The organism is Paenibacillus sp. CAA11, from assembly GCF_003060825.1.
In the GTDB taxonomy this organism is placed as follows: domain Bacteria; phylum Bacillota; class Bacilli; order Paenibacillales; family Paenibacillaceae; genus Fontibacillus.
Genome location: NZ_CP028922.1, coordinates 1,059,369 through 1,085,541, shown reverse-complemented (window position 1 = coordinate 1,085,541; position 26,173 = coordinate 1,059,369). Strand labels below are relative to the sequence as shown.

Genomic DNA, 26,173 nt, shown 5'->3' with positions numbered 1-26,173 from the left:
CTTTAAGCTTCGCTTCCTTCCTCGTCGGCTCCCTGCTGTCCTGCTAGTCGCTTGGCCAAGTCGCACCACATGATCAGCGCATCTTCCTGATTATCGGAATAATATCCCTTGCGCAGCCCGATCGGGCGAAAGCCCAGCTTGCCATACAGCGATTGCGCCACATCATTGGAGACGCGAACCTCCAGGGTCATCTTCTGCATGCCCAGCTCCCAGGCATAGCTCATTAAGCGCCGGAGCAGCCGCTCCCCCAGATGCATGCCCCGATGAGCGGTACGCACCGCAATATTCGTCACATGCGCCTCATCCAGCACTGTCCACATGCCGGCATAGCCAATCGGACTGCCGCTCTTCTCCATTATCAAATATTTCGCGAACTGATTCTGTGTCAGCTCACCGTAGAACGCCTCCTTAGACCAAGGAAGCGTGAATGATTCATGTTCAATGATCATGACGTCCGGAATATCCTCCAGAACCATCTTGCGGAACCTGACGTCCCCGCCGGATTCTCGCTCTTCTCTGTGCTCAGTTACTGCTCCCATGGCCGCTCCACCCTTCCTTACGCTTGGCGCAGCCGATTGGCTTCCGCTTCCGCAAGCTGGGTATAATTCGGCAGCAGGCTGTGCACGTCGTCCTGCTCTCCGCGCAGCAGACGGGCCGCGCCCAGCAGGCCCGCAAAGGCGCCCTCCGGCGCATAAGGCGCTACGCATAGCGCCTCGCCCAGCAGCGGCCGGAGCGCTTCCGCGGCCGCCGCGTGCTTCTCGATGTCGCCCGCGAGCGTTACCTTGCTTGGCCGGTCTTCCGCCGCCAAGCTTGACCACAGCGCGCCGAGAGCCTCCGTCCAATCCGCCATTAGGCGGATTCCGTCGGGCTCAAGGCGGCGCGTCAAGCTGCCTGGCGCGGCTTCGAACAGCGCCGTGAAGACCTGACCGCGCCGCGCGTCCATCAGCGGCACGACCCATTCCACAGGGCCCGGTGCTGCGCCCCGGCCCCCTTCTACCGCCGGTTCCAGATCGGCGGCAGTCAGCCCGGCGCCCTTCGCATAGGCGCCGAGCGCAAGGGCCTCCAGGCTCGAGATTCCCGCCACCGGCAGGCCCAGTGACCAAGCCAGCGTCTTCGCGGCGGTCACGGCAATCCGGATGCCGGTATAAGAGCCTGGACCAACGCCAACCGCGATCCCCGTTAGCTCCGATCGCGTTATTCCTGCAGCCTGCAGCACATCAGCACAGGCTGGCAGCAAATATTCTGCGTGGCCTCGTTCGGCCAGCATATTATGTTCGGCCAGCACACGCCCCCGTTCCATCACAGCAACAACAAGCGTTGCAGTGGCCGTATCCATTACCAAAAACCGCTGAGCGGCTTGTACATTGTTCTTATTCATATAACGTACCCCGTTCTTCCTTGAGGTTCATGGCCCAATCCTCATACGGCGTGCCAATCCCCTGAACATAAATGCTGCGCTGTTGCTCTCCCGTAACTTCAATGTACAACCGCAGGTGCGCAGCCGGAAGCAGCTCTTCAATCAAGCTGGCCCATTCGACTAGGCAGACCCCTTGCCCGAAAAAGTACTCGTCCAGTCCTAGCTCATCCGCTTCCTCTAAGGACAAGCGATACACATCCATATGATAAAAGGGCAGGCGTCCCTCATATTCCTTAATCAGGGTAAAGGTTGGGCTGTTCACATATTCCTTGACTCCCAGATGTCGTGCGAACAATTGGGAGAATGCCGTCTTGCCTGCCCCGAGATCTCCATCGAGAGCAATGACGGTTCCTTCACCAGCTCGCGCTGCCAGCCAAGCTGCCAGCTTCTCGGTGTCTTCGAGACTTTCTGCAGGGTACACTACCTGCGCGGATGCCTTATCCATGTTACTTGGCCATCCCCTTCCTATTCCGTCAAAAAAGCCGGCCCTTCTCTCCAAGGTCCAGCCGGATTCTCAAGCTTTACACAGCCTACTTTCGTAAAAAAAGACATATGTACCTATTATATCTGCCGCTTCCTAAGCCCGCAAGGACTGACAGTTCTCACTGCTTTCGTCTTGACCGTCCGAATTCTGGTTGCAACAGAACCCGCAGAACGGTTCATACTATAGGCATCACGCCCAATAATGAAGTGCCTTCAAGATGAGAGGAGCGAAAGCACATGCATACGGTCTGGAAGGGGGCTATCAGCTTCGGCTTGGTGCACGTCCCTGTCAAAATGTTCTCGGCAACCGAAGATAAGGATATCTCCATGAAATACATTCATAAAGCGTGCGGCAGCCCGATCTCCTATGTCCGTCGCTGCCCGGCCTGCGACAAAGACGTGGAGTGGGATGAAATTACCCGTGGATATGAATATGAGAAAGGCCGGTACGTGCTGTTTGAGAAGGAGGAGCTGGAGCAGCTCTCCGACCATACGAGCAAGACCATCACCATTCTTGACTTTGTGGATCTTAAGGAAATTGATCCGATTTATTTTCAAAAGACCTACTATCTGTCCCCGGATCAGGCCGGCTCTAATGCTTATCGGCTGCTGCTTGAAGCGATGCGGGATACCGGAAAGATCGGCATCGCCAAAATTGCGATCCGCTCCAAAAGCAGTCTTGCAGCCATTCGGGTTATGGAGGGCTGTCTGGCGGTGGAGACCATTTTCTATCCTGATGAGATTCGCCCGATCTCCCAGGTGCCTAATCTGCCTGAGGCAGAGAGCGTCAACGAGAAAGAACTGACGATGGCGAAGCTGCTGATTGAGCAGCTGTCAACGCCCTTTGAACCGGAGAAATACACAGATGACTACCGGGAATCCCTGCTGACGCTGATTAACCAGAAGGTCGCTGGAGAAGAGGTCAGCTTGGCACCGGCCCGTCCGGAGACCAACGTGATCGATCTGATGGCTGCACTTCAGGCCAGCATTGAGGCGGTAAGGCCGATTGGCACCGATCCCGGCACAGCACCTGCTGCGGCGAAGAAGCCCCGCACGCGGAAAGCGGCCGCCAAGCAGGCGGAGGATGCAGCCGGCTCTGAGTTGCCGAGACCCAAACGGAAGAGCACGTCTAAGACCAAGAAGGAAAAGACCATCTCTTAAGAACAATAAAGCTTGGTTAACGGCCTCCTAGTATATATCTTGGCTTCATCACCCTTACAGGCTCTGTGTGGTAAGGCATTGCTCTGGCGGAATATTCGCCATAGACTGGATCACCGGATGGCGCATCGTTCCGCCCGGTGTCCATTCCAGGAACTGAACCTTCACGGTCAGGGACGGCTGTACCCAAGCCGCCCCTTTGCTGCGTTCGGGCAAGTTAAGGAAGGGACGCTCTGTAATGAGCAGCGGCTCAACCAGCTCAGTGATGGAGCTCCAGTCTTTTACCGTAAATTTGCCCGTTCCGGCATGGCCGATATACCGTAAGTTTCCCCGCTCATTGTACAAGCCGAGCAGAAGCGCATTGACGGTACCATCCCGGTAGGTGACTCCGCCAACTACAGCATATAGATCGAGCGAGATTTTTTGCTTCTGCCAGCGCTTATCCTTGCCTCCAGGGGCGTATACGCTGTTCAAATCCTTGCATACGATTCCTTCCCATCCTTGAAGCTCCATCACTTTGAACAGCTGGGCCGGGTCAGGATAGTTCTGAACCAGCTGAACCTTTTCGCTCGGCACAATAATCTCCTGCAGAATATTCTGCCTTTCCTTAAGCGGAAGATCCGTAAGCCACTCTCCATCCCGGTACAGCACATCAAACACCATATAAATCGCTGTAACTCTATTCAGTGCGAATTGAATTTCATTCTGCCGCTTTAGGCTGTCACGCTTCATAATCTGATGAAAGGAAGGCTTCCCGCCCTCCAGGGCAATTATTTCTCCATCCAATATGACCGAACTTGCCTTGCAATAGGCCGTGGTATCCACAAACTCCGGGTACTGCCGGGTGCGGTCATTTCCCTTTCGGTTGATCAGCCGCACAGCTTCCCCATCATTGTATACCAGCATGCGAACCCCGTCCCACTTGACCTGGACAGCCCAATTCTCACCGGAAGGCGCTAGGTCGGTTGTAATCGGTTCAAAAGGCACTACAGGCTGTAGCTTCATCAGGCTTCCTCCATAACAGTAATCCATACTCCTTCATCACTTCCGCTTCCCAAAGGATACCCCCATAAGAGGAAACCCATTCCTTCGCGCTTGCCTCATACTTCCTTCAAGGGATGGATAACTTAATTCGTATAAGCCTAGTAAAAAGGAGTGATCCCGAATGCCCCCTGCTGTTAAAGGATCCATTAAGGTAGAAGGCCAGGAGATTCCCATCTCCAATCCGGACAAGCTGCTATGGCCTGAAATGGGGATTACCAAGCGAATTTACCTGGAGAAACTGGCCGAGCTTTCCCCTTATCTGCTGCGTTACTGCACGAATCGGCTGCTGACCACGATCCGCTATCCGGGAGGCATTCACAGTCCGTTTTTTTACCAGAAGAATGCCCCGGAACCGCTGCCCGAATTCGTAAAGACAGCCGTTCATGAAAATATACGTTATATTGTCATGGACAGTCTGCCGGTGCTCCTATGGCTTGGCAATCTGGCCTCCATTGAATTCCACCCCTCACTTCATTATGTAGGCGAATCGCTGCCTTGCGAGTGGATGATTGATCTGGACCCCACGCTGGAGGAAGAACCGAGAATCATGGAGGCAGCCGCCTATGTAGGAGATATCCTGACATCTCTGGGGCTGCAATCCGTCCCCAAAACATCAGGGGCTACCGGCGTTCAAATTATCGTACCGATCGAGTATGGAGTTACGTTCGATGAGCTTCGGCTAATCGGTCATTTTGTCGCCAAGTATGTTACGGAGAAGTATCCTGGCTTGTTCACCATTGAACGGCTGAAGCGTCATCGCGAGGACAAGATTTACTTCGACTACCTCCAGCACTACGGCGGCAAGACGCTAGCTGCTCCGTATACCCCCCGTGCACGCCAAGCGGCCAGCGTCTCCACGCCGCTTACCTGGGAAGAGGTGCGCCGCAATCCGCGCCCGTCTGACTTTCACCTGCTCAATATTGGCGCCAGGCTAGCGCAAAAGGGCGACCTTCTGCAAGAAGTGCCGCCACAATCGGTAAAGCTTATTCTCCAGCATTTACAGCCTTAACAGCCCCAAGTCACAGCCAGGAAATAAGGCTATGGCCTCCCTATGGGTTTACTTACCCTTCTCACTAGCATGAGCACGAGGCCATTGTCTCACACCAAACAGCATTATAAGAGCGGGGACAGCATGCGTGCCATAATTTCCGCACCCTTTTGCAGACGGGGACGCCGTGAGAACTCCCCGAGCTCCATGGGACGGGAGTCCAGCAAATCCTGCTCGAAATCGTCCATCAGACGACGAATCGGCCCTTGATCGAACAGAATTGCGGTCATTTCAAAGTTATAGAAGAAGCTGCGCATATCCATGTTTGCAGAGCCGACTGTTGCTAGCAGGTCATCTACAATCATCATTTTGGAATGAACGAACCCTTTAGTATATTGATAGAACCTTACTCCGGCCTGGAGCAGTTCTTCGACATAGGATAGAGACGCAAGATGCACAAACCGGCTGTCGCTCTTGTATGGAATAATGATCTTGACCTCAACCCCGCTCACGGCTGCCGTCTTCAGTGCTTCATACACGCTGCTGTCCGGTATGAAATAAGGAGTCGACAGCCATACACGCTGCTTTGCAACCGCAATGGCGCCGAAGCACATCTCCTGAATGGCATCCCAATGCTGGTCAGGACCGCTTGTCAGAATCTGCACCTGTTCATTCTTCTTACAATGATGCTCCGGAAACAGATCGGGATCATTGATCCGCTGACCGGAAGCAAGCCGCCAATCTCCCAGGAACGTATTCTGCAGAAAATAAACCGCATCCCCCTCGATTTTTACATGGGTATCCCGCCAGAAGCCCATCTTCTCGTACAGACCCAGATAATCGTCCCCGATATTGATCCCGCCCATAAAGCCGACCGTACCGTCGACGATCAGAATTTTCCGGTGATTCCGATAATTCACCCGGCGGTCGATCAGCGCAATCAGTGGTGGGAGGAAGAAGTGAAACTCAACTCCCGCTTCCTTCAGCTTGTCAATGAACGGACGCTTGAGCTTATAGCTGCCCAGGCCATCGCAGATCAGACGCACCTTGACCCCCTCACGAGCCTTGCGAATCATCACTTCCTGGAATTTGGTTCCGATCATGTCACTGCGGAAGATATAGAATTCAATATGAATATGGTCCTTGGCCTTCTCCATGGCCTCAAGCATAGCCCGGAACGTCTCTTCGCCATCCTTAAGCACCCGTGTAGAATTGCATCCGGTGATCGGGCTTTCCGACAGGTGGGAGAGCAGGCCGAACAGCCTTTCCTGGTGCAGAAAATCGGGATTCTGCATCTCCTCAACCGATTCGATAATGACGGATTGCTTCCACAGGCGGCCCTTCATTTCCTGAAATAGGCGCGTCCCCCGTGTGCGGAGCTTCTTGCGCTTCTTATAATCCTGGGCCACAAAATAATAGAGGACAAAGCCGATCAGCGGAACACAGAACAGGATGAACAGCCAGGCAACCGTCTTAGAGGGATTACGAAACTCCAGGATGAGAATGGTTGCAATCTGGAATATAAAAGCAAGCAATGCGGTTGTCAGCCACAAATCAAAAACCACCATAGGTAACCCCCTCTCAATCAGCATTAACCATATGTACAGCTTCTTATTCGCAGGCAGGCTGCCTGCTTCTTAAACACCCGGGAGATTTATATGTATATCAGACAAGGACTTAAAGGCATGTTTTAAGAGAAACGGGAATAGATAAAGAATAGGCCCCGCTTGGCGAAGCTATCGAATTGAAGGATGGTCTTCAAATAGTTGTACAACTAGAAAATTATACTGTCACATGGTTAAAAAAGCTAGAGAAAGCTTGGAAAGGAGATGCCTATGTATGTTGCTCAAAGACAAGCTCGCAGCCTGACCCTGCTAGTGCTCCGTGAAGGCGGGCGCCCGGCCCGGCAGCTGCGCCTGTCCAAACCGGTTATGGTGTGCGTCCCCATCTTTGCTCTCTTGTCCATTTCCAGCCTAATCATAAGTCTGCAAATCAAATCAAACCAGACCATTGCCGGACTTCAGCACCGACTCTCTGAGCAGCAGCTGACCCTCGAAGCAGTAGTCTCCGACAAGAATGAAGCCATGCGAAGGCTCCAGGGACAGGTGCTGAATCTATCCGAACAGTCCAAGGCTATTAAACAACAGATTAGTAATATGTCCAGTCTTGAGACAGAGCTTGAACAGTTCTTGGGCAAACCTTCCTCCAATCAGACCGAAAGGAAGCTGTCTTCCCTGTCCTGGGCATCTTCACAGCAGCTCGGCGGCGAGTTCATTGCCGTCCATGACTTTGAGCTTGAGCGGCTGGCCCATGAGACGGAAGATGATTTCGAACAGATGCAGGCCATGCTTGATGAGATGCAGAAGAGCATCCCCCTCTCCCTGAAGCAGGCTCATGTAAAGCGTGAGACCCTGTCCGGGACCATCTCGACATGGCCTACGCCTTCCAGACGCATGACGTCCAGCTTTGGCTATCGCAGCGATCCCTTCTCCGGCCACGCTGCCTTCCATGCAGGGATTGATATCGGCGGCGAGGTGGGCGATCCAATCTTTGCGGCAGCCGCCGGAAAAGTAACTGCGGTAGAGAAGGACAGCTCTCGCGGCACCTATATCATTGTCCGCCATCCGAATGGACTGGAAACCTGGTATATGCACCTCAACGGAGCCAAGGTAGCTGCCGGTGAGACCGTCTCGAAGGGCCAAACCATCGGCCTGCTGGGCAATACAGGCCGCAGTACAGGCCCGCATCTGCATTTCCAAGTCATGAAGCGCAATGAACCCGTCGACCCGCTTTCTTATATTCAATCGTCTCAAGATGGAAGATGATCTTTATGAAGAAATGGAGGCTTTCTATGTTCAAGGATCTCAAGCAGGCCAAGCCAACAGAGACGCTAATCGGCCAGGGCAGCGAGATGGAGGGCGTCTTGAAATGCAAAGCTGGAGTTAGAATTGAGGGCAAATTTCAAGGAGAAATTGAGAGCACCGGTGAGGTGATTGTCGGCGGAACCGGAGAAGCGCACTCCAATATCAAGGGGGCCTCTGTTCTGATCGCCGGCAAGGTGTTCGGTGACATCGTTACCGATGGCAAACTTGTGCTTACGGCTACCGGCCATATTGTCGGCAACGTTGAAGCGCGCTCCTTTGTCATTATCGAGGGAGGCGTACTCAGCGGCGAGAGCCGGATGGAGAAAATCGCCGAAGCCCCTGCAGCGGTTCCCCAAAAACGCAAGAAGACAAAGGCTGAGGCTAGACGGGCTTAGAAAAGAGGACTGAAGCGAGGGTGACTACCTAGAACAAAAGGATCCCGCAGCCCCTAACAGGCAAACCGGGATCCTCTTTTTTTGTTAAACAGTCAAAAATCAGGACCTATGCCGCCACATCCCGCTTATTAAATACAAGCCAAGATAAAGCGAGGAATAGAATCACATAGATCGCCAGCATCGTCGCCGAGAAGCCGAGGGTCATGCCTGCCGGGCCTTCGGATGAAAACATATACCGCGAAAGCCCCATATTTGTGAATAGGACGTATTTGCTCCATGAATACACTTCCGGATCAAGCAAGGATCTGAAGATATTGCCGGCAAAGAACAAAAATATCGATAGACCGATAGCCAGGCCTCCCGAACGGAACACGGCCGACAGCATAAAAGCAAAGATGGCGATCACCAGCATATCAACAAACCGGTACAGCATCGACTCCAGCGTGTAGGCTAGCGGAGTATACCCGGACGGAAATATATCACTTGTCGCCACGCCTTCGGTTGGAAAGAGCAGGAAAGAGATAATCCAGACAAAACCAAAAAATAGAACAGACAGAAATAGTGCAAAAAGCAGTGCCGCGAGCAGCTTGGAAGCAAGAATCTTAGTGCGCTTCCACGGACGGATCAGCAGCAGCTTGATCGTTCCCCAGGTGAACTCCGCAGCAACAATATCTGCAAACACAATAGCTGAGAAGATGGATACCATCAAATAAAATCCATTCAGGGTGTCCATCGCCTCCCATGCGCTAATGTCCCCCCTATCCATATTTGTTACTATAACAACTGCTAGCAGCAATGGAATCAACAGTGTTATGCCGACCATAATCCAGGTCCGCAGACGTCTGTATATTTTCATATTCTCGTTCTGAATCAGCTTCAAGTAATCAGACAATTTGCCCGCCTCCCGTCATTTCCAAGAATTGATCCTCCAGTGAACGGGTGTGAACTTGGATGCTATAGACCAGAATTCCTCCAGCCACCAGCTTGGCATTGATCCTAGCCGTGCCCTCACGATCAGTCGACACGATAAACCGCCCGGACTCCACTCTGCCGGAGCCGATGAGCGCGGCAGCCTGTGACGGATCATTAACCTCGAACACCGTCTCCAGAAGCTGTTCAGAAACCCCTTCGCCCCGGAGCTCTTTCACATCAACAAGCTTCCCCTGTTTGATTACAGCCACCCTGTCACACATAAGCTCCATCTCGGACAACAAATGACTGGATACAAACACGGTGGTTCCTTCCTGCTCAGCAAGTTCGCGCAGATAGTCACGGAGCTCGCGAATGCCCTGCGGGTCCAGACCGTTGGTAGGCTCGTCCAACACCAGCAGCTTCGGCCTGTGCAGCAGCGCCTGTGCAACGCCAAGGCGCTGGCGCATGCCGAGAGAATAGGTCTTGACCTTCTCGTGAATGCGGCCGGTTAGCCCCACTCTTGCAATAACCTCATCGATTCTCTGCTTAGTTACCCCCGGCGTCATGCGCGCGTAGTGAAGCAGGTTCTGATAACCGGTGAGGAATTTGTACATTTCCGGGTTCTCTACAATGGCTCCAACCATAGACATAGCTCGTTCAAAGTCATGGCGGACACTAGCTCCACCTATGAAGATATCTCCCTCTGAGATCGACATCAGACCGACCATCATTCGGATGGTCGTAGTCTTCCCTGCCCCGTTAGGACCAAGGAAGCCAAACACCTGACCCGGCTGAATATCCAGTGTCAGCTGGTCAATCAGCGTCTTGCTGCCGACTCTCTTGCTGACGCCCGACATCCGGACAACCGGTTCCTGGCTCATAATTCCACTCCCCTTTATGTACTCCCGGTCTAGAGCACGATCACCCTTCCGGGAATAATTTCCTTTATTGTATCATAGTTATGGATTTCTTCGCTTTATGGACTTTTGCTCTTACGCCCCTTATAGCTACTTAGGAAATCCGCCAGCGCGTCTCTCCAAGGACGGGGCTCGGCCAGCCCGTTCAAGCGCAGCGATCTGCAGTTGAGAACCGAATAGCCCGGGCGGGCGGCAGCCTGCGGATAATCCTTGGAGAGGATGGGAACGGTCTGAACGCTAAGCCCAGCCAGCCCAAATATCGCCTCCGCAAACTCATGCCAGGAGCAGTGGCCCCCGCCGCAAATATGATAGGTCCCATAACGCTCTGTTACCGTCAAATCAGCGATGGACTTGGCAAGATCTGCGGTATACGTAGGCGAGCCTATCTGATCGCGGACAACTTGAACCATGGGCCGTTCAGCTCCAAGCCTCAGCATGGTCTTCACAAAATTGTTCCCTGCTGCACCATATACCCAGGAGGTGCGCACAATGTAATGCCGGGCATGAACCTGGCGGATCAGCTGCTCTCCCGCCCATTTGGAACGCCCGTACACATTGATCGGGTCTACTGCACAAAATTCGTCATAAGGGACGGTAGATTTGCCATTGAACACATAATCCGTACTGACCCCTACCAGTTTGGCTCCCACACCCGCCGCCGCAGCTGCTACGTTCCGAGTACCGTAAGCGTTAATGCGGTAAGCCTCATCCGCATCCATTTCGGCATTGTCCACCTTCGTATAAGCTGCACAGTGAATTGCAATCTTCGGTTTAACCAAGACTGCCGCCTTTTGACATGCCTCTGCATCCGTAATATCCAGCTCATCCCTGCCCAGCCCATAAACTGTATATCCCCGCTGCTCATATTCCCGCACCACATCCCAGCCAAGCTGCCCCTTCGCACCTGTGACCAATACCTTCTCCTTCTCCAGCTTTAGCCGCCTCCTTCTTAGCCCATTCATATCTAAATTTAAAAGTTATGCTCGGCCTCACTTAGCAAAGGATGAACCTGATCCTTCTGGGACAGAATTACCCGGCTGCCTGGCCAAGGGATGCTTAAGCCAGGATCATACCAGAGAATCCCGCGGTTATGTTCTTTGGAATAAGGCTCATCCACCTTGTACAGGACTTCCGTATCCGGAACAAGCGTGGCCCCCGATACTACCCTCACAAGCTTCGTCTATCGCGGCGGGTGCCAACTGATAATGGAGTCCCCGGAGTGTTCCAGCTTCCTTAGAATAAGAATGATTATCCTGAATAAAATTCAGGGTTATGCCATGCTCTGCCCAACCGTCTCTATTATAGCTCTCTGTGAAAAATCCCCTTTCATCCCGGAACAGCTTCGTCTCCAGCAGCAGTGCCCCTTCAAGCTTCAGCGGCGTAATACGCATCAACCGACCCTCCTTCTCTTTCTCCAACCCCATAGATCCTTGGTTGTTAGTTTATTCATCCGCCGGACATGCGGACCGGGCTGATTCCCCTAAAGGAAAGGAAAAGGGACTAGCAGGCAGATGCGATATCTCAAGAAAAGCTGAGAGTGCTTTCGCAATATTAATTCCATGTAAATAGCGATCCCTATGCATTGGACGGCAAGCGCAAAAAAGACGCCCCCGGCCGCTTAACTAGCCTGAGGACGCCTTTGATTTAAAATATAGAAGATGACGTTTATTGATCACCGAAACTCAGTGCTGCTTAATTCCCTGCTCTCGCCAATTCACGCATGTTGGCTTCGAAAGCTGCAAGCAGTGCTTCTTCACCCTGAAGGCCTTCATCGTGCACCTTGCGGATCTGTTCCAGCATCCGCTTGTAATCCTTAGGAATCACCCGTACAAAGGAAGGCAGCACCTCGGACCACTGATCAAGAACCCGCCGCCCGATTGCACTGTCCGTGTACAGCACGTGACGGCTGATCAAGGTGCGAAGCTGTTCCTGCTCAGCCGGATCCTCCACCCGTTCCAGCAGCACCATTTCCAGGTTGCAGCGGCTGAGGAAGGTATTGTCGGGGTCGAGCACATAAGCTATGCCGCCGGACATCCCTGCCGCAAAATTCCGGCCCGTCTCGCCGAGAACAACTACTCGCCCGCCGGTCATGTACTCACAGCCATGGTCTCCCACGCCTTCGACCACAATGTTCGCGCCCGAATTACGCACCGCAAACCGCTCGCCTGCAATACCGCTGACATAAGCCTCTCCGCTTGTCGCGCCATAGAAAGAGGTATTGCCCGCAATGATGTTCTCTTCGGCCGCAAAGGTGGCCTTCGGGGATGGCTTAACGATCAGCTTCCCGCCGGACAAGCCCTTGCCGGTATAGTCGTTCGCATCGCCTTCGACCGTCATCGTCATGCCCTTCGGCACAAACGCTCCGAAGCTCTGGCCTGCCGAGCCTTCAAAATGAAGGCTGATAGTGTCCTCCGGCAAGCCGGCTGCTCCGTATAGGCGAGTAACTTCACTGCCCAGCAGCGTACCTGTCGCCCGGTCCACGTTGGTGATCGGCAGATGCGCACTGACCGCCTCGCCGCGCTCCAAAGCAGGAGAGGCGATGCTCAGCAGCTTCTTGTAATCCAGCGTCTCTTCGATACCGTGATTCTGCTGGCGGGTGCAGTAGCGGCTCGCACCTTCTGGCAGCTCAGGCATATGCAGCAGTCCGCTGAGATCTACGCCTTTCTTCTTCCAGTGCGTGATCGCCTGATCCGGCTCGATGCAGTCCAGACGGCCGATCATGTCATTCAGATTGCGGAACCCAAGCTCCGCCATCCATTCCCGCAGGTCCTCAGCTACAAACTTCATGAAGTTCACCACATGCTGTGGATCGCCCATAAAGTTCTTACGCAGCTCCGGATTCTGGGTAGCTACACCAACCGGGCAGGTATCCATCTGACACACCCGCATCATTATGCAGCCTACAGCTACGAGCGGTGCTGTGGAGAAGCCGTATTCTTCCGCTCCGAGCAGGGCAGCCACAGCCAGATCGCGGCCGCTCAGCATCTTCCCGTCTGTCTCAAGCACCACGCGGTCGCGCAGATTGTTCAGCATCAGAGTCTGATGCGTTTCAGCCACGCCCAGCTCCCAAGGCAGACCCGCGTGGCGGATCGAGCCTTGCGGGGAAGCGCCTGTACCGCCATCATAGCCGCTGACCAGGATGACATCCGCGCGGCCCTTGGCCACACCGGCAGCGATGGTGCCCACGCCAGCTTCCGATACCAGCTTCACATTGATACGGGCACGCGGATTGGCATTCTTCAGATCATAGATCAGCTCCGCCAGGTCCTCGATGGAATAGATATCGTGATGCGGCGGCGGAGAGATCAAGCCTACGCCTGGCGTAGAGCCGCGAACTTCAGCTACCCATGGATAGACCTTGCGTCCTGGCAGCTGACCGCCTTCACCCGGCTTCGCCCCTTGCGCCATCTTGATCTGAATCTCATCCGCATTCACCAGATAATGCGATGTAACCCCGAAGCGTCCTGATGCCACCTGCTTGATCGCACTGCGGCGGGAATCGCCGTTAGCCTCAGGAATGAAGCGAGCCGGGTCTTCACCGCCTTCACCAGAATTGCTCTTGCCGCCAATCCGGTTCATCGCAATAGCGATCGTCTCATGCGCTTCTTTACTGATGGAGCCGAAGGACATGGCACCCGTCTTGAAGCGGGTCATAATAGATGCCGCTGATTCCACCTCTTCCAGCGGAATCTTCGGACCTACAGCCTTCAACTTCAGCAGGGAACGCAGTGTCAAATGGCGCTCGTGCTCTCCTTGAACCAGGGCAGCATATTTCTTATAGGTGGCATAATCCCCCGTCCGAACGGCTTGCTGCAGCAAGTGAATCGTCTGCGGGTTGAACAGATGCTCCTCGCCGCCGCTTCTCCATTGATAATCTCCACCCGAATCCAGCACCTCATCTTTGCCTTCTCTATCCGTAAAGGCACGATAATGCTGGGCCAGCGTCTCCATGGCCACCTCTTCCAGACCGATTCCCCCGATACGGGAAGGGGTCCAGGTGAAATACCGGTCCACGAAGGAAGATTTCAGACCAACCGCTTCAAAAATTTGCGCACCACGGTAGGACTGAATCGTGGAGATGCCCATCTTGGACAAGACCTTAATTACTCCTTTGGTAGCCGCCTTGATGTAATTCTTGATCGCCTTCTCCAGCGTCAGACCACGAAGCATTCCCTGAGCCATCATGTCGCTCAGTGTCTCGAATGCCAGGTAAGGATTGACCGCACTCACACCATAACCGAGCAGCAGTGCATAGTGATGAACTTCACGCGGTTCGCCGGATTCCAACAGAATGCTGACCTTTGTCCGTGTCTCCTTACGGATCAAGTGGTGATGCAGGCTGGACACCGCCAGCAGGGCTGGAATCGCTGCATTCTCCGCATCGACCCCACGGTCGGACAGAATCAGAATGTTGTGTCCCTTCTCAATGACCCGATCCGCCGCCTCGCAGAGGACATCAATGGCCTTGCGCATCCCTTCTGCACCCTCTCCTGCCGGGAATAGAATCGGGATAGTCATCGAGCGGAACCCTGGACGATGAACATGGCGCAGCTTGGCAAAGTCCTCGTTGGAGAGAATCGGCGACTCCAGACGAATTTGCCGGCAGCTCTCCGGCTCCGGATTGAGCAGATCTCGCTCCGGTCCGATCGTCGTAGCCGTCGAGGTTACCAGCTCCTCACGAATAGCATCGATCGGCGGGTTGGTTACCTGGGCGAACATCTGCTTAAAGTAGCTGTACAGACGCTGAGGACGTTCTGACAGCACCGCTATTGGCGCATCATAGCCCATGGAAGCCAAAGCTTCTGCACCCGTAGAAGCCATAGGCTCAATCACCTTGCGCAGCTCCTCATAGGTGTAGCCGAACGCCAGCTGCTGCTGCGTTACATTATCATGCTTCGGCTCCGGCAGCTCCGGTGCATCCGGCAGCTCCTCCAGCTTGATCATATGCTCATCCAGCCAATCGCGGTAAGGCTTCTCTGCCGCGATAGCCGCCTTAACTTCCTCGTCCGAAATAATCCGCCCTTCCTTCGTATCCACTAACAGCATACGACCAGGACGCAGACGGTCCTTGTACAGTACATTCTCCGGTGCAATATCCAGTACCCCGGCCTCTGAAGAGAGGACAATCAGATCGTCTTTGGTGACATAATACCGGGATGGGCGCAGACCGTTACGGTCTAGGATCGCCCCGATTTGCACCCCATCCGTGAAGCCCATAGCCGCCGGGCCATCCCAAGGCTCCATAAGCGTGCTGTGGTATTCGTAAAAGGCCTTCTTGTCGTCATCCATACTCTCGTGGTTATTCCACGGCTCAGGTACCATCATCATGGCAACATGAGGCAGGGAACGGCCGCTAAGGTACAGGAATTCAAACGTATTATCGAACATGCCCGTATCGGAACCGTCCGGATTGATAACGGGCTTTATCTTCTCGAGATCACTGCCGAACACTTCACTCTGGAACAGTGACTGACGAGCACGCATCCAATTGACATTCCCCCGGAGCGTATTGATCTCGCCATTGTGGATCATAAATCTGTATGGATGCGCCCGTTCCCAGCTAGGGAACGTATTGGTACTGAAGCGAGAGTGCACCAGGGCAATCGCGGATTCAAGCCGCTCATCCTGCAGGTCAACATAGAACTGACCCACCTGTTCCGTAGTGAGCATCCCTTTATAGACTACTTTGCGGCAGGAAAAGCTGGACATGTAGAAGGCATCTCCCTGTTCTGCTCCTCCATAGCGGATCGCCAGCTCAGCGCGGCGGCGAATGACATACAGCTTGCGCTCAAAGGCAAGCTCATCCTGAATATCTTCACTGGCAGCTACAAACACTTGCCGCACATAGGGCTTAGCCGCTTTGGCCGATTTGCCGAGCATATCATCCTGTGTTGGAACGGTGCGGAAACCCAGCAGCTTCTGTCCCTCTTCTTCGATAATTTCGGCAAGGCGAGCCTCCTGTGCGCTTCTTACAGCTTCATCATGGGGCAGAAACAGCATGCCTAACCCGTACTTACCGGGCTCAGGAAGAGTGAAGCCGAGCTTCTCGCTTTCTGCGGCAAAGAATTGATGCGGGATCTGCAGCAGAATACCGGCACCGTCGCCGGAATTGGGCTCACTGCCCTGTCCTCCACGGTGCTCCATATTGCTGAGCATGGTCAGCGCCTGGCTGACAATAGAATGAGAAGGCTTGCCTTTAATATGAGCTACAAAGCCCATGCCGCAGGCATCTTTTTCGAACATTGGATCGTACAGGCCCTGTTTGGCGGGAATGTCAGTATGTTTCATATTTAGCAACCTTTCTGTACGTAAAATTATGCCGCAATCCATCTATACCGCGTCCGGCTGATTTAAATAAATGAAGCAGCATATAATATGCATAATTATTCAACAACACGATAGGATTTGGTTTTCATATTTTAGCACTGCAAAGTCAAAGAGGGAAATTCAAACTTTTTATGATACTAATAAGTTTTTTTATAACCTGATATGGAAGCTATTGCTTATCACCAACCAACATGTAATATTTAATGACATTAAGTTATGCATTTTTAAGGAATAAATATTCAATTCAGATGTATAAAGAGTATATTTTTGAAAAAAGTTACTTCACATCCAATAAACTTACGTAAACCTGACACAATGTTCTGTCCTATTTTCATGATTTTTCTGTAGATCAGGGTGATATATTACCTATAACGTTATATATATGTTAGTTAATTAGGCAAATTAATTTACATTCTTTAACTAATCTAAATCTGCTATTACTTTCTCGCTCTAAAAAAATACCCTGGCTATATTCAGCCAGGGTATTCCTTCCATGCTCTATTTATTATGCGTGAACCAATTCCTCCGGCTGGGCGGCCGAGTTTTTTGGCGTACGGATCAAGAAATAAAGCAGTGTAATTACTACAAAAATTACGGCATACACGAGAAGCAACTCAATTTGAGACCACATCAAGCTGAAGTCGCCGCTGGCGATCACTGCCTTGAAGCCCTCCACCGAATGCGTCATCGGAAGCCATGGATTGATCGGCTGCATCCAGCTTGGAAGAAGTTCCAGCGGGAACGTTCCCGCACTGCTTGTCAGTTGGAAGATCAAGAGCAGGATCGCAATAAAGCGCCCTGGCTGATCCAGCCATGTCACAATTGCCTGAACAATCAGCATGAATGTGAGACTCGTAATAAAGGTGAATAAATAAAATTTAGGCACACTTTGAACCTTGAGACCAATCATTCCTAGTGTAATTACCGACGCCATTAAGGACTGGAACAAACTCATCAATCCAAAGGTCAACGTGCGGCTGACGAAACGCTGCCAGCCCGTAGCGCCTTCTACCGATGTTCCGCGCATAGGCAGAATAATCGTGGAGATCAGCGCGCCGACGAATAACCCCAGAGACAGGAAGTATGGCGCAATCCCTGTTCCATAACCGCTGATCTTACGGCTGGTATCCTCGGATAATTGTACAGGATCGGCATACATCGATACCCGTTCATCCGTACCCTTGACCTCGGAAGTCTTGTCCGCGGCTTCGGTCAGCTTGTCGGCCAGCTTGCCTGTACCACTCACAAGATCGCTCATGCCGTTGTTCAGGGTACCTGCCCCTTCATCCAGCTGGCGCGAACCGCTCGTAATTGCGTCCACTCCACTGGTCAGCTTCGTCACTCCTTGACTGAGCGTGTGGGTTCCGGCTGTCAATTGGCTTGCGCCGCTAGCTAACTTATGGCTACCGCTTGCCGCCTCAGACAACTTCTGGCCAAACTGCTTCATGCCTGCAGTAAGCTGAGGACCCGCTGCCTGCAGTTCTTTAGCTCCGCTAACCAACCGCTCGCCTCCGGCAACAACTTGATCACTGCCTGCTGCCAGCTTCTGGTTGCCCTGTACGAGCTGTTCACTACCGGACAGAAGCTGCTGCTGCCCCTGCTCCAACTGCTGTGTACCCTGAGCAACGCTTTGGCTTGCAGCCAGAAGCTTCTGAATCGAAGGGTCCTTAGCAAGCTCCGGATTCGCCTTGGTCAGCTGCTCCAGACCTTGAGCCACGCCCTTCGCCCCGTCGGCAATCTTCGCTGCACTGTCGGCAGAAGTCTTCAGACCCTGCTGCAGCTTCACGGCTCCATCAGATGAAGAATGAATACCTTGGTTCAGCTGCTTGTTCGCATCCTGAGCGGACACCAGTCCGCCGCTCAGCTTGTCTACACCGGCAACCGCCTGAGAAGTTCCGCTCTCCAGCTTCTTGTGAGCAGCATTTAACTGATCCAGCCCACTAGAGAGATCAGACGCTCCCTTGCTAAGATCAGAGGCGCCTCTATCAAGCTTGGTAACCCCGCTCTTCAGTGGACTAATGCCGTTTGCAAGGTCCGTTGTGCCCGTTACCAGCTTATTCAGGTTGGCCTTCAGCTTCGCTGTTCCATCTGCGAGCTTGCCCGCACCTTCCTTCAGGTCGGTAGCTCCGCTGCCTGCTTCGGCCAAGCCACTGGAAATATCAGTGACAGAATCAAACAAGCTGTTTGTATAAGATTCAATCACTTTTGCATTTACTTTAGCCTTGATATCTTTGATCGCACTGTTTCCAATCTGTCCTGCAATAAAGTTGTAATCCCCGTTAGGTTCATATACAAGTTCTGCCGGCTGCGGATGATCATCCATCAGCGTCGTAGCTTTGCTAGAGAAATCTTCAGGAATCGTAATCTTCATGTAATAGCTGTTGTTCTGAATCCCTTTGTTGGCCTCTTCCTCGGTCACGAATTTCCACTTAAAGTCCGTATTCTTCTTCAATTCGCTCACGAGGTCACTTCCCACATGAAGCTCTTTCCCCTCATACACCGCTCCCTTGTCTGTATTAACTACAGCAACCGGAAGCTCGTCCAGATGGCCGTATGGATCCCAGAACGCTGAAATCAGCATGCCGCTGTACAGAATCGGAATAAAAATGACGGCAATCACAGAGATCACGGTCAGCGGTTTCTTCGACCCGGATCTCACGTCCTTAAAAAACACGGACAATGATTTCATTATTGTTCTCTCCTTTACCCAATCAATAAGGTCTCATGGCTTATCTTTTTTTCGCCAGACCTTCGGCCATAAATATGCCTACATACTTTTTTATCTCTTCCTTGCTTAATGCCTCATGCTGCTTATTCCATTCCAAGCTTAAAGCAATATACAGCTTAAGCAGCACGAAGGATACGATCTTCGGATCGATATCCACAATCTCTCCTTGCTCCTCCGCCCGAACAATCTGTTTCTCCACATAATCGAGCACCACATTCTCAATCCGCTGCATGGCTTCTTGAGCCTGCGGGGTTCCGAACTCGCGAACTTCCTGAGACAGCTTCACCAGCAGTTCGTGCTCTCCTCGGAACTCAAGCAGTGCATCCAATCCGCGATACAGATTATCGAAGAAAGAGACATCTTCACGAATATTCAGTTCAACAACACGCTTCATGTCCTGAATGACGGCTTTCAAAATCTCATCAAACAACTCTTCTTTTGTAGTAAAGAAAGTGTAGATGGTCCCTTTTCCCACGTTAGCAATTTTGGCTACTTGATCCATTGTGGTGGCCTTGTAGCCGAACAACGAGAATGATTTAGCTGCTGCATCCATCACCATCTGACGGCGATCCACTGCTGCCATTCTATAACCTCCCTTCATTCATTATTAAATTCGCTAAACCTTACGGATTGACCAAAAACCACAAACGGTCATATGGTCATCCGGTCATTTGTTACTTTATCATGATTAATATCACAATGCAAGATGTTTTCATTCTTTTTCATGAAATTAATGTAAGAACAAAAACAAGCAGACCCTGTACCTAGGATCTGCTTGTTTCTTAGGATTGCCGATATTCGCTAATCGTTAAGCCATTACAGCTTCATTCTGCTCAAGATTTTCTCCTCGTGAATGACTCAGGAAGTATACACAGGTCAAAGCAAGGAAGATCACAGCGAAGATGGCCAGTGCTCCAATCTGAGTCCAAGCGACATGGAAATCACCACTGGAGATTACAGCTTTATATCCGGTTACACTGTATGTCATTGGCAGCCAAGGATTGAATGCCTTCATCCAGCCAGGAATCAACTCTAACGGGAAGGTGCCCGCACTGGTTGTCAGCTGGAAGATCAAGAGCAGGATGGCTACGAAGCGTCCCGGCTGATCCAGCCAAGTCACGATCGCTTGAATAATGAACATAAAGCATAAGCTTGTTATGAATGTGAATAGATAGAACATAGGTACACTCTTAACTTCCAAACCTAATCCATACAAGACCAGAAGAACGGCCAAGACCGATTGAATAAGCCCCATGATCGTAAAAGAGAGCGTCCGGCTGACAAACCGGTTCCAGCCGCTGGCATCCTCTACGGCAGAGCCGCGCATCGGAATGACCAGTGTAGTGATCAACGCCCCTACGAACAAGCCCAGGGAGAGGAAGTATGGAGAGAATCCGGTTCCGTAGTTCGGAACCTCATTGATCTTGTTCTCTTCGATCTTAATCGGCTGTGCATACATGCTGATCAGGTTGTCTGTTGCCTTTACACTGGATGCCTTCTCAGCGGCTTCATTCAGCTTGGTTGCCAGTTCACCTGTGCCCGCTGCGATCTTATTCATGCCATTCTGCAACTGGCCCGCACCTTGGCCAAGCCGTCCTACGTTGCTGTCCAGGGTCTTAACCCCGCCGGAAAACTGGTTCAATCCGCCCTGCAGGCGCTCTGTACCGCTGGCCAAGGCTTGGCTTCCCACTGCCAGCTTTTTGCCACCGGCAGCCGCCTCATCCAGCTTAGCTGTAAATTGCTGCAGCCCTTGGCTGAGCTGCTTATGTCCGGTCTGCATCTGATCTACGCCTTGCACAAGCTGCTGATTGCCAGCTACCACCTGTTTGCTGCCGGACAGCAGCTGCCCTTGAACACCCTGCAGCTGCTTGCTGCCTTGGATCAGCTGCTGCTGGCTCTTCGTAACCTGCTCACTGCCCTCGGCTACAGCCTGGCTTGCTGCGAGGAGCTTCTGAACCGCAGGGCTTTGGGCCAGCTCAGGGCTTGCCTTCACCAGCTGTTCTAACCCTTGGGCTACGCCTTTGGCTCCTTCAGTCACTTTACTGCTGCCTGCATAAGTCTGCTCCAAACCTGCTGTTAGCTTTGCACTCCCCTGTTCGGAGGCCTGGATGCCGGCTTGCAGCTTCTTGGTGCCTTGCAGGGAAGAGTTCAGACCCACTCCAAGCTTTACGCCGCCCTGCTCTACTGCTAAAGCGCCTGTCTTGAGCTTCTTGCCTATCACGGATAATTGATCAAGACCAGAGGACAATTTCGTCGCACCTTGATGGAACTGCTGAACGCCTGCATTCAAAGTTCCTGTACCTTGCTCTAACGGTGCAAGCCCGCTCGCAAGCTTGCCTGTACCTTTGGTCAGCTTGGCTAAATTCTCCTTCATCTTGGCTACGCCAGCGTCCAGCTTCGAGGCTCCATCGTTCAAGTCACCTGCACCACTGCCCGCTTCGCCAAGGCCACTGGAGATTTTCTCCACCTGTCCAAACAGCGTCTCGGTATACGCCTCAGTGACTTTGGCGGACACCTCGGTTTTAATCTGCTTGATTGCAGTACCGCCGATTTGAGCCGCGAGGAAGTTATAGCCTTCATTCGGCTCGAAGATAAGTCGTGCCGGCTCCGGCTGGTCGTCCATCAGCGTTGTCGCTTTGCTGGAGAAATCTTCAGGGATCACAATCGTCATGTAATATTTATTATCCTTCATCCCTTGTTCCGCCTCTTGGCGGGTTACGAACGTCCAGTCAAAGTCATCACTTTTCTTCAATTCTGTGACCAGATCATCGCCCACATGGAGGGATTTGCTTTCAAATTCCGCTCCCTGGTCCTGATTCACCACGGCCACCGGGAGCTCATTCATCTTGCCGTAAGGATCCCAGAAGGCCGTTAGAAACATCCCGCTATACAGCACAGGGATGAACAGAACAACAAGAATCGGAATAAATACCTTCGGCTTCTTCAGAGAAGCGCCGATGTCTTTCAGAAATACCGACAATGATTTCATAGATGATTCTCTCCTTAACCATTAAATCTATCTATTATTGAACTGCACGAGCTTGGGGCGTGCAGACTACCCGGCAAGGCCTTGAGCCAAGAACGCTCTTGTGAACTCCTTGATCTCCTCCTTGCCAAGCGGATCAAAAAGCTTGTTCCAGTCCGAAGTCAAGGCAATGTACAGCTTAAGCAGTACGAACGATACAATCTTGGGATCCATACTGCGAATCTCCCCGCGTTCCAATGCCCTGAGAACCTGAAGCTGCAAATAATTCAGAATGGCTCCCTCGATCTTGTTCATCGCGTCCTTCGCTTGAGGCGTTCCAAAATCCCGCACCTCCTGGCCCAGCTTGATGAGCAGCTCATGCTCACTGCGAAATTCCAGAAGAGAATCCAGGCTTCGGTGCAGGTTCTCAAAGAACGGCTCATGCGGATTGACTTCCTGTTCAGCTATTCGCTTCATATCCCGGATGACACTTCGCAGAATCTCATCGAACAGCTCTTCCTTATTGGAGAAAAAAGTGTAAATCGTCCCTTTCCCCACACTTGCAATCTTTGCTACCTGTTCCATCGTAGTTGCCTTATAACCGAACAAGGCGAACGATTTAGCGGCTGCCTCAATCACCTGCTGCCGGCGATCCACAGGCATCTAATGCACCTCCTTTATCATAGAATGTGACAAGCTGGCTTCTTGGTGCTGGTCATGCAAACATACAAACTGACTGAATATCTAATACAGTCATTTGGTCAAAACTTACTTTAGCACTATCTTCTGCCCTAATCAAGTATTATTTTCATAAATTTTCCTGCAAACAAAGAGAAACACAACAAAAAAAGCAGAAGATATGCATCTTTCGGCTTAAGAAATTTCCATCCCCGACCTAAGTCCAGCAGCAGACTGGCCCCCAGTCTCTTTTCATCTTTTGCCATACCTTATAAACTCTAATTAAAGAGAGCAAGTATTACATAATTCCAATCACAATCCATTGTAGGAATTACTATATAAAAGCAGGTGAAGGTAAATGCACAAAAAACGTGTGCTTATATTATCCGAGGGATTTGGCAGCGGGCATACCCAGGCTGCTCATGGCTTGGCCGCAGGACTTAAGAAGCTTCTGCCAGGCATTCAAACCAAGGTCATGGAGCTGGGGACCTTCCTTAACCCCTCTATAGGACCGCTAATCCTATCCGCTTATCGCAAGACCGTATGCACCAGCCCTTCGCTGGTCGGCATGTTCTACCGCAGCAATTACAAGAAACGGATCAACCGATTCACAAGGCTGGCACTTCATAAGGTCTTCTATTCTCATGCCTTACAAGTGATCCGGCAGCTTAAGCCTGACCTGATCATCTGCACGCACCCGATTCCAAGTGCGGTGATCTCCCGGCTCAAAGCCGATGGGCTCGAAGTGCCGCTCTGTACACTCATCACGGACTATGACGCTCATGGCGCCTGGATCAGCCAAGAGGTTGACCGCTTTCTGGTGTCAACACCGGCCGTGAAAGAGCTCCTTCAAGAAGGAGGAATCCGCTCTGACCGCATCCGCGTAACCGGAATTCCAGTTCATCCCAAGTTCTGGGAAGCCTGCGATAAGCGAACCGTCCGAGAAGAGCTGGGCCTCAAAGACATGCCGACTGTCCTTGTTATGGGAGGCGGCTGGGGCTTGATGTTTAATGAACACATGCTTGCCCGCTTAACCGCATGGAGAGAACGGGTCCAGATTCTGTTCTGCACCGGAAGCAATACCAAGCTTGCCGCTAAGCTGCGCAGTCACCCTTCCTTCGACCACCCTCATATCCGGGTATTAGGCCACACGCGTGAAGTCGATAAGCTGATGGATGCCTCGGATCTGCTCGTTACCAAGCCGGGAGGCATGACCTGTACCGAAGGACTTGCCAAGGGGCTCCCTATGCTGTTCTGTCAGTCGATTCCCGGTCAGGAGGAACGGAACTGCGAGTATTTTGTCCAGCAGGGGTATGGTGCCGTTCTTGAGACGGAGACTTGCATCGACCGCTGGTTCGTACGCCTGACCTCGCAGAGTCCCCTTCTGTCTACTCTGGGCTCTTTATCTGCCGGGAAAGTCAACAAGCAGCAGCCTGCCGCATATCATCCGGAAAGCTGTTCACAAGCCGTCGCCGAGATGCTGTATGGGTCATTGTCTGTGATGAATCCCAAGCTCGAACATTATACGGCCGTGGGAAAATAGCAAGAGCCGAATGAAGCAGCTATTCTATCATTTATAAAATGTGTGGTTTCCTATGGTCTTTGTCTTCTTTTGATGATGATGAACCGTCAAATCGCTAGCCAGCTTTAACGAGAGAAAGTAATACGTATCATCGCTAACCTCTTTGCGTCCGTACAGGGCTTCGGTAACTGCACGTATCGTATCTTTGTTTGGTTTGACGCGTGACATACGCCCGTTTCTCACGGGGCTGAACTGATATTTCTGATAGATAACCTCTTTGATAGAATCGGGATAATTAGCGGACCGCAGCCGGTTTAAGACAACATTGGCAACTGCCACTTTGCCTTCGTACGGTTCGCCCTCTGCTTCTGCCATCACAATTTTTTGTAGGAGAAGCAGTTCTTCTTTGGATACCGCATAGGTCCAAGTTGCCTGGTCCCTTTCTTCCGGACTCAGCAGCTTTGTGCGGGTAAAGAAGATTTCTTCGGGGGGTTGGGATTTATCTATAGCCAAGGAGACAGCCGGTGCTGCCTTCTGAACTAGAGCCTGTGCACGGCCAGCGGGCAAGATGGATCGGTAAGTTGGCAGCACCTTTGCTCGCTGCTGCAAAGCAGCAGGCTTCAGCAGAAATAAGGTCGCTGCCTTTGTCTGTTCATAGATTAATATCGGCTGAGTGCTCACCATAGCCGGAATTCGCCTGATATCAGGCTTCTCACCTGCAGACAACTTGAGTTCGCTCCGCTTCCCGTGCGGGGCAGGGTTAATGGGCATCCATAGAAGATAGATCGAGCCCAGGCATACAAGAATAGCGCTGATCAACAGCGTGACATAACGACTTTGTCTAAATAGATACATGACGACCTCCTGTGTTCCGTTATCTAAATCCCGGTAAATCCGGCCGAAACCTCCCGCTCTCCCTCGGGAGCCGGCTCACCGCTCGTGTAAGCTATACGCCACACTCTCCTCTATGTAACCTAAAATCGGAGTTTTGAATAACATTCTATCAAAAAAGTTTATACTATCTCCATTTTTCTTTTATATTTTTACAAAATACGACAAAAAACAGCCTCCCTCCATCATAGAGAAAGGCCTTTGCAATCGTGTTTCAGCTTCAAGTTTGCAAATCACAATCTAACAGCATTTACCTCTATCCTGAACCCTATCTCAGCTTCCATCTGTCCAATACCTCATACATAGGTGCCCGCCCTAATCTTGTGCGGTATAACACAAATGAGTCCACATTCCACTCCCCCAGAGAAGGAATCATTTCTCCGGCATCAGATGGAAAGGGGCATTCCCCCTGATATTTCCGAGCCAGGGTAATATGCGGATGATAGGGTCTGCGTTCAGGCTCGAATCCAAGCGGCTGGAGCGTATGGCTGACTTCACTTTGCAGGGCAGAGAGGCTCTCTGTATCTCCATCCAGGCCCGCCCAGAGCACGCTGGGCGCTTCACTTCTTCCGAAGACTCCCTGCCCGCTCACCTTGAGAGTAAATGAACGGCATCTCAGCGCCGCTTGATACAGAACTTCCGTCATTTTTCCGATCTGCTCCGGCTTCACATCCCCCAGAAATTGCAATGTAATGTGATAGTCCCGTTCGTCCACCCATTTCTTGAACTCCAGCTTGGATTTTGCAGTCTCACAAGCCTGCGCCAGCTTCCTTCCTAATGCCTCCGGCAGCTGCACCGCTGTAAATACCCTCCAAGCAGGGACTTTATCCTTAGATACCAGGACATTGGTCATAGTATAAACTCCTTACGTTTTATAAAATGTA

20 protein-coding genes and 1 pseudogene are annotated in these 26,173 nt (G+C 52.0%); 5 read left to right on the top strand and 16 right to left on the bottom strand.

Features of this window, described 5'->3' with window-relative positions; all coding sequences use genetic code 11:
- Positions 1-2 precede the first annotated feature (2 nt).
- From rimI to tsaE, 3 genes are read right to left on the bottom strand one after another with little or no spacing between them, the layout of a single operon-like run.
- Positions 3-539 (bottom strand): ribosomal protein S18-alanine N-acetyltransferase, encoded by a 537-nt coding sequence (rimI, locus tag DCC85_RS04890; protein WP_234414349.1) that lies wholly within the window; start codon positions 537-539, stop codon positions 3-5.
- A gap of 17 nt (positions 540-556) precedes the next feature.
- A complete protein-coding gene (gene tsaB / locus DCC85_RS04885; protein ID WP_108464568.1) occupies positions 557-1,378 on the bottom strand; it encodes a tRNA (adenosine(37)-N6)-threonylcarbamoyltransferase complex dimerization subunit type 1 TsaB in 822 nt (273 codons plus the stop codon).
- Positions 1,371-1,862, bottom strand: a complete 492-nt coding sequence (tsaE, locus tag DCC85_RS04880; RefSeq protein ID WP_108464567.1) for a tRNA (adenosine(37)-N6)-threonylcarbamoyltransferase complex ATPase subunit type 1 TsaE — start codon at positions 1,860-1,862, stop codon at positions 1,371-1,373. The genes tsaB and tsaE overlap by 8 nt, the downstream gene beginning before the upstream one ends.
- Before the next feature lie 275 nt (positions 1,863-2,137).
- On the opposite strand from tsaE, the gene ku reads away from it, so the two are divergent.
- Positions 2,138-3,061, top strand: a complete 924-nt coding sequence (gene ku / locus DCC85_RS04875; RefSeq protein ID WP_108464566.1) for a non-homologous end joining protein Ku — start codon at positions 2,138-2,140, stop codon at positions 3,059-3,061.
- A gap of 54 nt (positions 3,062-3,115) precedes the next feature.
- Here the strand turns inward: ku and DCC85_RS04870 are convergent, their stop codons facing one another.
- Positions 3,116-4,063: an ATP-dependent DNA ligase gene (locus tag DCC85_RS04870; RefSeq protein WP_108464565.1), complete on the bottom strand. Its 948-nt coding sequence runs from the start codon at positions 4,061-4,063 to the stop codon at positions 3,116-3,118.
- Between the two features lie 160 nt (positions 4,064-4,223).
- On the opposite strand from DCC85_RS04870, the gene ligD reads away from it, so the two are divergent.
- Positions 4,224-5,111: a non-homologous end-joining DNA ligase gene (gene ligD / locus DCC85_RS04865; protein WP_108464564.1), complete on the top strand. Its 888-nt coding sequence runs from the start codon at positions 4,224-4,226 to the stop codon at positions 5,109-5,111.
- A 104-nt stretch (positions 5,112-5,215) separates the two neighbouring features.
- Here the strand turns inward: ligD and cls are convergent, their stop codons facing one another.
- Positions 5,216-6,658 carry a cardiolipin synthase gene (gene cls, locus DCC85_RS04860; RefSeq protein ID WP_108464563.1) on the bottom strand — a complete coding sequence of 481 codons (1,443 nt, stop codon included), beginning with the start codon at positions 6,656-6,658 and terminating at the stop codon, positions 5,216-5,218.
- 267 nt (positions 6,659-6,925) lie between these two features.
- On the opposite strand from cls, the gene DCC85_RS04855 reads away from it, so the two are divergent.
- Positions 6,926-7,915 carry a M23 family metallopeptidase gene (locus DCC85_RS04855; protein WP_108464562.1) on the top strand — a complete coding sequence of 330 codons (990 nt, stop codon included), beginning with the start codon at positions 6,926-6,928 and terminating at the stop codon, positions 7,913-7,915.
- Between the two features lie 5 nt (positions 7,916-7,920).
- Positions 7,921-8,349 (top strand): bactofilin family protein, encoded by a 429-nt coding sequence (locus tag DCC85_RS04850; protein ID WP_234414348.1) that lies wholly within the window; start codon positions 7,921-7,923, stop codon positions 8,347-8,349.
- A gap of 106 nt (positions 8,350-8,455) precedes the next feature.
- On the opposite strand, the gene DCC85_RS04845 is transcribed toward DCC85_RS04850, so the two are convergent.
- The 9 genes and pseudogenes from DCC85_RS04845 to DCC85_RS04805 form a co-directional block, all read right to left on the bottom strand.
- Complete coding sequence (locus DCC85_RS04845; protein ID WP_108464560.1) at positions 8,456-9,241, bottom strand: ABC transporter permease; 786 nt, start codon at positions 9,239-9,241, stop codon at positions 8,456-8,458.
- Positions 9,234-10,142, bottom strand: coding sequence for an ABC transporter ATP-binding protein (locus DCC85_RS04840; RefSeq protein WP_108464559.1), 909 nt, complete (start codon positions 10,140-10,142; stop codon positions 9,234-9,236). The genes DCC85_RS04845 and DCC85_RS04840 overlap by 8 nt, the downstream gene beginning before the upstream one ends.
- 95 nt (positions 10,143-10,237) lie before the next feature.
- Entirely contained in the window at positions 10,238-11,140 is a 903-nt protein-coding gene (gene rfbD / locus DCC85_RS04835; protein ID WP_108464558.1) for a dTDP-4-dehydrorhamnose reductase, read from the bottom strand.
- An 8-nt stretch (positions 11,141-11,148) separates the two neighbouring features.
- A pseudogene (locus tag DCC85_RS04830) lies at positions 11,149-11,569 on the bottom strand (dTDP-4-dehydrorhamnose 3,5-epimerase family protein).
- Between the two features lie 301 nt (positions 11,570-11,870).
- Positions 11,871-16,466, bottom strand: a complete 4,596-nt coding sequence (gene gltB / locus DCC85_RS04825; RefSeq protein WP_108464557.1) for a glutamate synthase large subunit — start codon at positions 16,464-16,466, stop codon at positions 11,871-11,873.
- A gap of 544 nt (positions 16,467-17,010) precedes the next feature.
- Complete coding sequence (locus DCC85_RS04820) at positions 17,011-19,194, bottom strand: YhgE/Pip family protein (RefSeq protein ID WP_108464556.1); 2,184 nt, start codon at positions 19,192-19,194, stop codon at positions 17,011-17,013.
- Between the two features lie 40 nt (positions 19,195-19,234).
- Positions 19,235-19,816, bottom strand: coding sequence for a TetR/AcrR family transcriptional regulator (locus tag DCC85_RS04815; RefSeq protein ID WP_108464555.1), 582 nt, complete (start codon positions 19,814-19,816; stop codon positions 19,235-19,237).
- Positions 19,817-20,041: 225 nt separating this feature from the next.
- Positions 20,042-22,222: a YhgE/Pip domain-containing protein gene (locus DCC85_RS04810; protein ID WP_108464554.1), complete on the bottom strand. Its 2,181-nt coding sequence runs from the start codon at positions 22,220-22,222 to the stop codon at positions 20,042-20,044.
- Between the two features lie 66 nt (positions 22,223-22,288).
- On the bottom strand, positions 22,289-22,861 hold the full coding sequence (locus tag DCC85_RS04805; protein ID WP_108464553.1) for a TetR/AcrR family transcriptional regulator: 573 nt from the start codon (positions 22,859-22,861) through the stop codon (positions 22,289-22,291).
- Positions 22,862-23,234: 373 nt separating this feature from the next.
- Here DCC85_RS04805 and DCC85_RS04800 point away from each other — a divergent pair, with 373 nt between their 5' ends.
- Positions 23,235-24,419 carry an MGDG synthase family glycosyltransferase gene (locus DCC85_RS04800; protein WP_108464552.1) on the top strand — a complete coding sequence of 395 codons (1,185 nt, stop codon included), beginning with the start codon at positions 23,235-23,237 and terminating at the stop codon, positions 24,417-24,419.
- A 27-nt stretch (positions 24,420-24,446) separates the two neighbouring features.
- Here DCC85_RS04800 and DCC85_RS04795 read toward each other — a convergent pair whose 3' ends face one another.
- Together DCC85_RS04795 and thpR are read right to left on the bottom strand one after the other, a co-directional pair.
- Positions 24,447-25,253, bottom strand: a complete 807-nt coding sequence (locus DCC85_RS04795) for a cell wall hydrolase (protein WP_108464551.1) — start codon at positions 25,251-25,253, stop codon at positions 24,447-24,449.
- Between the two features lie 304 nt (positions 25,254-25,557).
- The gene (gene thpR / locus DCC85_RS04790) at positions 25,558-26,142 is read right to left on the bottom strand and encodes an RNA 2',3'-cyclic phosphodiesterase (protein WP_108464550.1); all 585 of its coding nucleotides are present in this window, start codon (positions 26,140-26,142) and stop codon (positions 25,558-25,560) included.
- Positions 26,143-26,173: the final 31 nt, after the last annotated feature.